Here is a 9,380-nt window from a genome sequence, read left to right as displayed (position 1 = left end):
GGCGAAAGCCATTCGATCGATAAAATTACAGACCCTATTGATGAGGCGAATGCGAGCCCCGGTGATCAGCTGAACATGGTTTTTAAAGGGACCATTGTGAGCAACGGTTCCGCAAAAGCAATTGTAACCAGCACTGGTATGAATACCGAAATAGGTAAGATTGCCGGGATGCTCGATGTAGGAAAACAGCAGACCCCACTACAAAAACGATTGGCAAAATTTAGCAAACAAATGGCCGTAGTGGTCATCTTTATTTGTCTAGTGGTCTTTGGAATGGGCTTGTCTCGGGGCCAGCCAGCATTGGAAATGTTTCTAACCGCATTATCTTTAGCGGTAGCTGCCCTACCCGAAGCTTTACCGGCTGTAGTTACCATTGCTTTAGCCAATGGTGCCAGCCGAATGGTGAAACAAAAGGCATTGATGAGAAAATTACCTGCCGTAGAAACGCTGGGTTCTGTTAGCTATATCTGTAGTGATAAAACAGGTACACTTACACAAAATAAAATGAAGGTCGAACATCGTTATGCTGTTGAAGGGGAAGGCGACATGCTGAATATCGCCATGATGCTCGACAATGAAGTGCGGTTTTCTGACGACGGTAATATCCTGGGTGATTCTACCGAAACCGCATTGGTATATTTCGCCCAGGAACAAGGACTGTCTAAAAGAACGGTCGACCATGCCTTTCCCCTGGTGCAAAAACTTCCATTCGATTCTACCCGGATGCGTATGAGCACCTTTCACCAGCACGGAGATAAATGGATTCTTCTATGTAAAGGTGCACCTGTAAAAATAACCGAAGTGCTGGCTAATGATTATAAAGATAAAACCGAAGGTTGGCTGGAAATAAACCGGGAATGGGCCACCGAAGGTTTACGGGTATTGTTTTTTGCTTATAAGGTGCTTGAAGAAAAGCCTGCTACATTTAACCATGAGCTTGAAAAGGACCTCAACTTTCTTGGTATGGTCGCTATGATCGATCCCCCCCGTGAAGAGGTTATTGCCGCTATCAGAGAATGTAAAGATGCCGGGATAAAAACGGTGATGATCACCGGCGACCAGCCCCTCACGGCACATGCCATTGCCGAACGGTTGGAAATGATTGATGACACAGCGAACCGCATCATTACCGGTGCAGAACTCAGTGAGCTATCTGAAGATAACTTTCGACAGGAAGTACAGCATATTGCCGTTTATGCCAGGGTATCACCCGAGCAGAAGTTAATAATTGTAAAAACATTACAACAAACCGGTGCGTTCGTGGCCATGACCGGCGATGGTGTAAATGATGCGCCCTCTTTAAAACAGGCCGATATTGGTATCGCCATGGGCATCACCGGAACGGATGTATCAAAGGAAGCTGCAGACATGATTTTGCTGGATGATAATTTTGCTACTATTGTAAAAGCAGTTAAAGAAGGCCGGAGAATTTATGAGAATATCAAAAAGTTCATTTTATACGTGCTTTCCTGCAATCTGGCAGAAATTCTGACCATCGTCATCGCGCCGTTTGCGGGACTGGGCATGCCTTTGCTGCCCATTCACATTTTGTGGATTAACCTGGTGACCGATGGTTTACCGGGGCTGGCTCTTACTGCTGAACCCGCAGAAAAGGACATTATGAAACTACCACCCAGACCGCCAGGTGAGAGTCTATTTGCCGGGGGCATCTTAATAAAAGTTTTAATTACCGGAGTGTTAATGGCCTTGGTAGTACTAGCGGTACAGTTCTGGGCTGCAAAGAATGGATTCGACCTCCGTACACAGCAAACCATGGTATTTACCTTACTTTGTTTTATCCAGCTGGGAAACGCCATGTCTGTACGTATAACCTACCACTCCATACTTAGGGCAAAGCTTTTTTCAAATCCGGGATTGCTATGGGTACTACCTGGTACGGTAATCCTGCAATTGTTAATTGTATATATGCCCCTGCTTCAGGGGATTTTCAAAACCACTTGCCTGAGCTGGGTAGCTATGGAAATGGTACTGATTGCGACCGTTGTGGGGGTGACGGCAATTGAAGTCGTTAAACACCTGAGTAACAAGGTATACAGCCGGAGAAGAAGAGTACTAAACACGGTTTCATAAGGTATATATACGTATTTTTATTATTGTCATTGGACAGAAGATCGATAAAAAGTAGAATCCTGTTCACTGGGCCCGTTTTTCACCGCTATCCCATTAGAAGTGTAATTCTGGAATGGCACGAAATTTTCATAAGTATATCTGAGAAACAAAATCAGCCGTTTTAAAGTTGCTTGCAAAACCAAGATGTTACTCAAGAGATGGTTGAACATTTAACCCATAAATTAAAAAACTATGAAAAAGCTAATGATCATGGCCTTACTATCGGCATTTACCTTTGCTACTTACGCCCAAGACACTACCCGTCAAGATTCTACTGGAAGAACGAAAGATAAATCCATGAAGAAAAAAGACAAAAAGGACAAAAGCCAAACAGACACTACAACTACTGATACCACCAAAAAAACCTGGTAATCAGGCCTACGTTGTTCTACGAAGAGAAAAACCCGGTTGCTGAGCAACCGGGTTTTTTGTTTGAACAACACCCCATGCACCCTTGCCTTTCCCCACATGCCGCTCAAAAACCCTATCTTTGGGCTTTTCGCACAGGATATGCAGATGAAACCAACTTTTTCGCTTACTTCCATTCTCGATAACGACTTCTATAAATTCACCATGCAGCAGGGTGTAATTAAGTTGTTTCCTGGCGCAAAAGCACGTTATGCTTTCATAAACCGAGGGAAACACACTTTTCCTCATGATTTTGACAAAGCACTGCGAGCATCCGTAAATGACATGGCTTCCCTAAGATTAACTGTGAAAGAAAAGCAGTTTTTACAGGAAAACTGCCCTTACCTGGACCCGGTGTACCTCGATTTCCTGGAAGGTTATCACTTTAACCCTGAAGAAGTTAACATTGAACAGCATGGCGACCAGCTCGAAGTACATATTGAGGGCCTCTGGTACCGCACCATCCTATGGGAAGTACCACTCATGTCAATGATCAGTGAGCTTTATTACAAATTGAATCATGCAGTACGAATCAGTGACGAGGAAGTGATTGCCATTACACGGGGAAAAATAGAAAGTTTTGTGCGTTTAGGAGTCACTGTGGCCGATTTTGGTACCCGACGCCGTTACGCATACGATGTGCAGCGACTTGCTTTAAGCGCCTTAAAAGAACACGGAAAGGGTGCATTTATTGGAACCAGCAATGTGCACATGGCCATGCTTTATCAAACAAAGCCCATTGGAACCCATGCACACGAGTGGTTTATGTTCCATGCCGCACGTTATGGCTTCAAAATGGCCAATGCCATGGGGCTGCAACACTGGGTAGAAGTATACCGTGGCGACTTAGGTATAGCCCTATCTGATACCTATACAACAGAAGTGTTCTTTAAGCAGTTCGATAAAATGTATTCCAAACTGTTTGATGGGGTGCGTCACGACAGTGGAGATGCGCTACAGTTTGCGGATAAAGTCATCACTCATTATAACAGACTAGGCATCGATCCAAAAACAAAGACAATTATTTTTTCAGATGGCTTAAATTATGATAAAGTTGCAAGTATTGTAGCTTATTGCCAGGGCAAAATAGGAATCTCCTTTGGCATTGGTACCAACCTGACCAACGATGTCGGCCCCGCCCCTATGAACATTGTCATTAAAATGACTGATGCACAGCCACAGGATGGCGAGTGGACGGAAGTAGTAAAACTTTCTGATGAGCCAGGCAAACATACAGGCACACCACAAGCGATCAGCCTTGCAAAGACCATCCTCAACATCCAATAATCACTTACATACAATTATACTTTACACTACAATAATAAATACACACACAAATGCGTAAACTTTTTTTAACATTATCGTTAGTCACCTGTGGCTTATTTGTGAATGCACAAATACTACAGTCGCCCGACAAGCACTTTATATTGCAATTTAACGTATCCGGGAAAGGTGTTCCAACCTACCAGTTAACTTATAAAAATATCGCGGTAATCAAACCTAGCACAATGGGTATTGAAACCAAAGATATTGCATCCATGCTGGACGGTTTTACCATCAGCGATACTCAAACCAGTTCTTTCGATGAAACCTGGAGTCCGGTATTAGGAGAACAGAAGAACATTCGCAATCATTATAATGAATTGGTTGTCACACTTACTCAAAAGGAACAGAAAGACCGCGCGATCAAAATACGCTTCCGGTTATTCAACGATGGTTTAGGTTTCCGTTATGAATTTCCATCACAAAAAAACCTGAATTATTTTATTATCAAGGAAGAGAAAACACAGTTTGCTCTACATGGAGACCATAAGGCCTTCTGGCTTCCCGGCGATTATGACACACAGGAATACAGCACAATGACCACTAACCTATCGGAGGTTAGGGGAAAGATGAAAGCCGCCGTTACCCCAAACGCATCACAAACACCTTTCTCTCCTACAGGTTTGCAAACGCCATTGATGATGAAAAGCAAGGATGGTTTATACATTAACATTCACGAAGCAGCTCTGGTAGACTACTCAACCATGCACCTTAACCTTGATGATAAAAACATGATCCTGGAGTCATTTTTAACACCGGATGCCGTTGGCGACAAAGGTTACATGCAGACCCCACACCATTCGCCATGGAGAACAATCATCGTTAGTGATAAAGCTACGGATATCTTAGCTTCTAAATTGGTATTAAACTTAAATGAGCCTACTAAATTTGAAGATGTTTCCTGGATCAAACCGATTAAATATGTTGGTGTATGGTGGGAAATGATTACCGGTAAAAGCACCTGGGCTTATACCGACGTAGAGAGTATACAACTAGGCGTTACAGATTACACCAAACTTAAACCGAATGGGAAACATGCTGCCAACACGGCCCATGTAAAAGAATATATCGACTTTGCCGCAGAACATAAATTAGACGCAGTACTGGTAGAAGGATGGAATGTAGGCTGGGAAGACTGGTTCGGTAAAACAAAAGACTATGTATTTGATTTTGTAACACCATATCCTGATTTTGATGTGAAAGAATTACACCGTTATGCGGCGTCCAAAGGTGTTAAAATGATGATGCACCATGAAACCTCCAGCTCTGTACGCAATTATGAGCGTCATTTGGATACTGCCTATAAGTTTATGGTGGCGAACGGTTACAATTCTGTAAAAAGTGGTTATGTAGGGGACATCATTCCCCGTGGCGAATACCACTACGGTCAATGGTTAAACAACCATTACTTATATGCCATCACCAAGGCTGCTGACTACAAAATTATGGTTAACGCACATGAAGCCGTTAGACCGACAGGTTTAAACAGAACCTACCCAAATTTATTGGCTAACGAATCTGCAAGAGGAACAGAATATGAGTCTTTTGGTGGTAACAATGCCGACCATACCACTATTTTACCTTTTACCCGCCTGGTAGGTGGACCTATGGATTACACGCCTGGTATTTTTCAGACTAAAATTAGTGCTTACAACCCGGATAATGATTCCTTTGTACACACTACACTGGTTAAACAACTGGCGTTATACGTAACCATGTACAGCCCGCTGCAAATGGCTGCTGATTTACCTGAAACGTACAACAAACACCTTGATGCATTCCAATTCATTAAAGATGTGGCTGTAGATTGGGATGATTCCTACATGCTTGAAGCAGAACCTGGCGATTACATCACCATTGCACGTAAAGCAAAAGGAAAAAACGAATGGTACATTGGTGCCATTACCGATGAAAATGCAAGAACTGCAACCATCAGATTCGATTACCTGCCAAAAGGTAAAACTTATGTGGCTACTATTTATGCAGACGGAAAAACCGCCAGCTACGATAAAAACCCACAAAGTTATGCCATCAGCAAAGTATTGGTCAATTCGAAAAGCGTATTGAAACAACCGCTGGCTCCAGGTGGTGGCGCAGCGATCAGTATTAAAGAAGAAGTTTCTGCAGAAACTAAAAAGTTAAAGAAAATCTAATGATAAACCGGGCCGTTTAAAACATAAACGGCCCGGTTAATTATTTAAGTTTATAGATCAATCCATTTCCGCCCGCCAGCAAAACAAGTTTACCGTCTTTAGAGGCGCCTACGGCATTAAAACTTAACTCTGACAACAATCTCCACGTTTGTCCGCCATCTGTAGAGATATCCACCCCTGAGGTGCCTACAGCAATGCACAAACGCTTGTTAATGTACTTCACACCCGAGCGGTAACCTGTAACCGGAACCCTAGGTTTTTTCCATTCTTTACCCCCATTACTGGTTAACAGAATATTGTTGGTGTTTAACTCGTCCTGTAAGTAATCTCCCCCAACTACGATCCCTTGTTGCTCATTTAAAAAATCCATAGAAAATGGGCCGGTACTATTAGCACCCGACCAGATCGGTAAGGGATACCTGCTCCAATGTTGGCCATAATCTTTTGAATAATAAATATTCGAAGCAATACCACCGGTGCTAATCCATACTTTGCCCTTGCCAAGCACTTTAATGGTGGTGCCACTTGCCGCAAAGCCAGCTTCACCTTCAGCCATATTTAACTTTAGCCGATCAGAGATGTTGGTCCAGCTCATTCCCCCATCGTTCGTCCGTAACAATTGCATGTGATGCTCAATAGGGTCACCGAAGATTATACCTTGGTTTGCATTCCAAAAATCCATGCCATCAAGAAAAATCGCCGGATCCGCGTTATGGTAGGTAGTTTTCCAGGTTTTGCCACCATCTAAGGTCACCAGAATATTCGCCGGTGAACCAGCATTAACAATAATTGCTTTCTGGCTGTTAAAGGCCTGGATATCCCTGAAATCGAGACTTTCCTTACCTTCAGGCTGCATCCATTGCCATGTAGCCCCACCGTTTGTAGTTTTACCCACATAACCATGACTACCACTTACCCAGGCTACCTGATCTGACACGACCGACAAACCGCGGATACTTGTTTTAGGGCCTGGTGGCAGAGGCACCAGCTGATAGTTTTGCGAAAAGCCAACTGCTGGCCAAAGGAAGAATAATAAAGACAGGAATCTCATTTATTTAACACGTTTCCAGGTTTCAGAACGACCGATCAACGAGATACCCATGTAACCACGAATACTGATCTGGTTATTATCTTTCAACGTAATGTTACAGCTATAGGTTTTACCCGATTTTGGATCATAGATTTTTCCATCAGTCCATTTACCATCGTCATAAACAAAGTCTTTTAGCATTTCCAGGCCTAAAAGCGGACGTGATTTTAATCCCGGTTCCGGATTTTTTGCATCTGTTTTAGCTACACCCTGCTCGTCTCTGGGGTTCTTCAACCACACCATCTTGCCGTAATACTTGTCGTTCTTTTTAAAGATTTCCACGTGTGCCTCTCCTGATGGATTAACCCATCTGCCTACAATAGCATCTTTATTTTGGGAAAATCCTGAGAATGTGATTGCCGTTAGTAACAGAATAATTGAGAAAAATTTCATACGGTTTTTTTATTTTAAGTTAAGCTAATTTAAAAATATAGACGGTATAAACGAATTAAATTAACACATAAAATTCAGCATGATAATTTTTCCATGAAAAAATAAAACACAAAAAAAGTCCCTATCTAATTGATTAGATAGGGACTTTAACCTGTTATCCGATAAACTTAGTCGGCGTGCAGGGTATCTTTATGATCCTCCGGATTGTAACCAGCTTCTAATTCGGCTAGTTTCTTTTTACCATAAGCTATTTTAGTAATCAGCACAAAAAGCACCGGAACAATAAACAGCGCCAGGATGGTTGCAGAAAGCATACCCGCTGCTACGGTCCAGCCAATGGTTTGACGGGAAGCTGATCCAGCACCCGAGGAAAGGATCAAAGGAATAATACCTAGAATAAATGCCAGGGAAGTCATGATAATAGGTCTCAACCTTAGCTTAACCGCTTCAATCGTTGCTGCAATCAAAGGCATTCCCCAATCCACACGCTCTTTAGCAAACTCTACAATCAAAATCGCATTCTTCGCTGATAAACCAATTAAGGTAATCAAACCAATCTGCGCGTAGATGTTTAAATCTAAATGAGGCAGGAAGATCAAGGCCAGGATGGCACCAAACAAACCTAAAGGAACACTCAGTAAAATAGAAAAAGGTACAGACCAGCTTTCATATAAGGCAGCAAGTAGCAAGAACACGAAAATAACGATCAACGTATAAATTAATGTTGTACTGTCACCCGCCTCTTGTTCCTGCAAGCTCAAACCAGAAAAGTTATAACTGTAACCGTTTGGCAAAGTTTGCGCAGCAACTTCCTGTAGTGCAGCTAAAGCCTCACCACTACTGTATCCAGGTTTTGCAGCACCACTAATTTCGATAGACCTAAAAAGGTTATAGTGATTAATGATCGACGCATTCTCTATTTTCTTATAGGTAACCATGCTACTTAAAGGCACGGTATTGCCGTTCATATTTTTAACGTAGATGTTGTTCAGGTTTTCAATATTCTTTCTGAACATCGTATCTGCTTGAGATACCACCCTAAAGTTCCGGCCGTATTTAGTAAAATCATTCACATAACTCGAACCGAAATAAGTAGCGATGGTGCTGTAGATGGCACCAACCGAAACACCCATTTTTTTAGCCTGCTCCCGGTCAACAGAAAGTTTATAGTTTGGCGTATTCGCACTAAACAACGTATAGGCCATGGCAATCTCCGGACGTTGGTTTGCTGCACCCAGAAATTTTCCAACTACACCTTCGAACTTTTTGATGTCGCCGGCTTGTTGTTCCTGAATCTGCATGCTGAATCCTCCACTGTTACCTAAACCTGGAATCGGTGGTGGCTGTACCACCAATACATTACCTTCTTTATCACCTGCGAAAGCGCGCTGCACATTTGCAATCACTTCTGAAACCACCACCTTACGATCGTCCCAATGTTTCATTTGCACGAAAAACGTTGCCGCATTCGATTTAAAGGAAGAGTTTAGAATGTTAATACCAGAAATGGAAACAATACTTTTCACGTCTGGATTTTCCTTACGAATCGTTTGTGTAATTCTTTCCACAAAAGCGTTTGTACGGCCAGATGATGCACCTTCGGGTAAACTTACACCCATCAGAAAAACCCCTGCATCTTCACTCGGAATAAAACCAGTTGGCTTTGAATTAAACATCGCCAAAGTACCTACATACAAACATACCAGTAAGATGATTACCATTGGTGCTTTTTTCAAAGACCAGCGTACGCCTTCAGAATAGGTAGCGGTTACACGGGCAAACCACATGTTAAATTTATAAAACCATTTATTCAAACCTTTCGATTCTTTGTTCAGTTTCATCGGTTTTAACATGATCGAACACAATGCCGGAGTAAGTGACAA

7 protein-coding genes are annotated in these 9,380 nt (G+C 42.5%); 4 read left to right on the top strand and 3 right to left on the bottom strand.

Going from position 1 to position 9,380, the window contains the following annotated elements; translation table 11 throughout:
- The 4 genes from ACR2F3_RS13040 to ACR2F3_RS13025 form a co-directional block, all read left to right on the top strand.
- Window positions 1-2,091, top strand: a 2,091-nt coding sequence (locus tag ACR2F3_RS13040; RefSeq protein WP_432710410.1) for a cation-translocating P-type ATPase, incomplete at its 5' end; no start/stop codon positions are given.
- 231 nt (window positions 2,092-2,322) lie between these two features.
- The gene (locus ACR2F3_RS13035) at window positions 2,323-2,502 is read left to right on the top strand and encodes a hypothetical protein (RefSeq protein ID WP_432710409.1); all 180 of its coding nucleotides are present in this window, start codon (window positions 2,323-2,325) and stop codon (window positions 2,500-2,502) included.
- Window positions 2,503-2,646: 144 nt separating this feature from the next.
- Window positions 2,647-3,825, top strand: coding sequence for a nicotinate phosphoribosyltransferase (pncB, locus tag ACR2F3_RS13030; RefSeq protein WP_432710411.1), 1,179 nt, complete (start codon window positions 2,647-2,649; stop codon window positions 3,823-3,825).
- A 50-nt stretch (window positions 3,826-3,875) separates the two neighbouring features.
- A complete protein-coding gene (locus ACR2F3_RS13025; protein WP_432710408.1) occupies window positions 3,876-6,014 on the top strand; it encodes a glycoside hydrolase family 97 protein in 2,139 nt (712 codons plus the stop codon).
- Between the two features lie 40 nt (window positions 6,015-6,054).
- On the opposite strand, the gene ACR2F3_RS13020 is transcribed toward ACR2F3_RS13025, so the two are convergent.
- From ACR2F3_RS13020 to ACR2F3_RS13010, 3 genes are all read right to left on the bottom strand, one after another.
- A complete protein-coding gene (locus ACR2F3_RS13020) occupies window positions 6,055-7,065 on the bottom strand; it encodes a WD40/YVTN/BNR-like repeat-containing protein (RefSeq protein WP_432710407.1) in 1,011 nt (336 codons plus the stop codon).
- A complete protein-coding gene (locus tag ACR2F3_RS13015; RefSeq protein WP_432710406.1) occupies window positions 7,066-7,497 on the bottom strand; it encodes a DUF2147 domain-containing protein in 432 nt (143 codons plus the stop codon).
- Window positions 7,498-7,664: 167 nt separating this feature from the next.
- On the bottom strand, window positions 7,665-9,380 hold a 1,716-nt coding region (locus ACR2F3_RS13010; RefSeq protein ID WP_432710405.1), incomplete at its 5' end, for an efflux RND transporter permease subunit.

The organism is Pedobacter sp., assembly GCF_045627485.1.
Lineage (GTDB): Bacteria > Bacteroidota > Bacteroidia > Sphingobacteriales > Sphingobacteriaceae > Pedobacter.
The sequence above is the reverse complement of the archived record's forward strand: the minus strand, read 5'-3'. Positions and strand labels throughout refer to the sequence as shown.

Coding starts and splice junctions, on each gene's coding strand:
- ACR2F3_RS13035 (WP_432710409.1), top strand. CDS start 2,323: ATGAAAAAGCTAATGATCATGGCCTTACTATCGGCATTTACCTTTGCT.
- pncB (WP_432710411.1), top strand. CDS start 2,647: ATGAAACCAACTTTTTCGCTTACTTCCATTCTCGATAACGACTTCTAT.
- ACR2F3_RS13025 (WP_432710408.1), top strand. CDS start 3,876: ATGCGTAAACTTTTTTTAACATTATCGTTAGTCACCTGTGGCTTATTT.
- ACR2F3_RS13020 (WP_432710407.1), bottom strand. CDS start 7,065: ATGAGATTCCTGTCTTTATTATTCTTCCTTTGGCCAGCAGTTGGCTTT.
- ACR2F3_RS13015 (WP_432710406.1), bottom strand. CDS start 7,497: ATGAAATTTTTCTCAATTATTCTGTTACTAACGGCAATCACATTCTCA.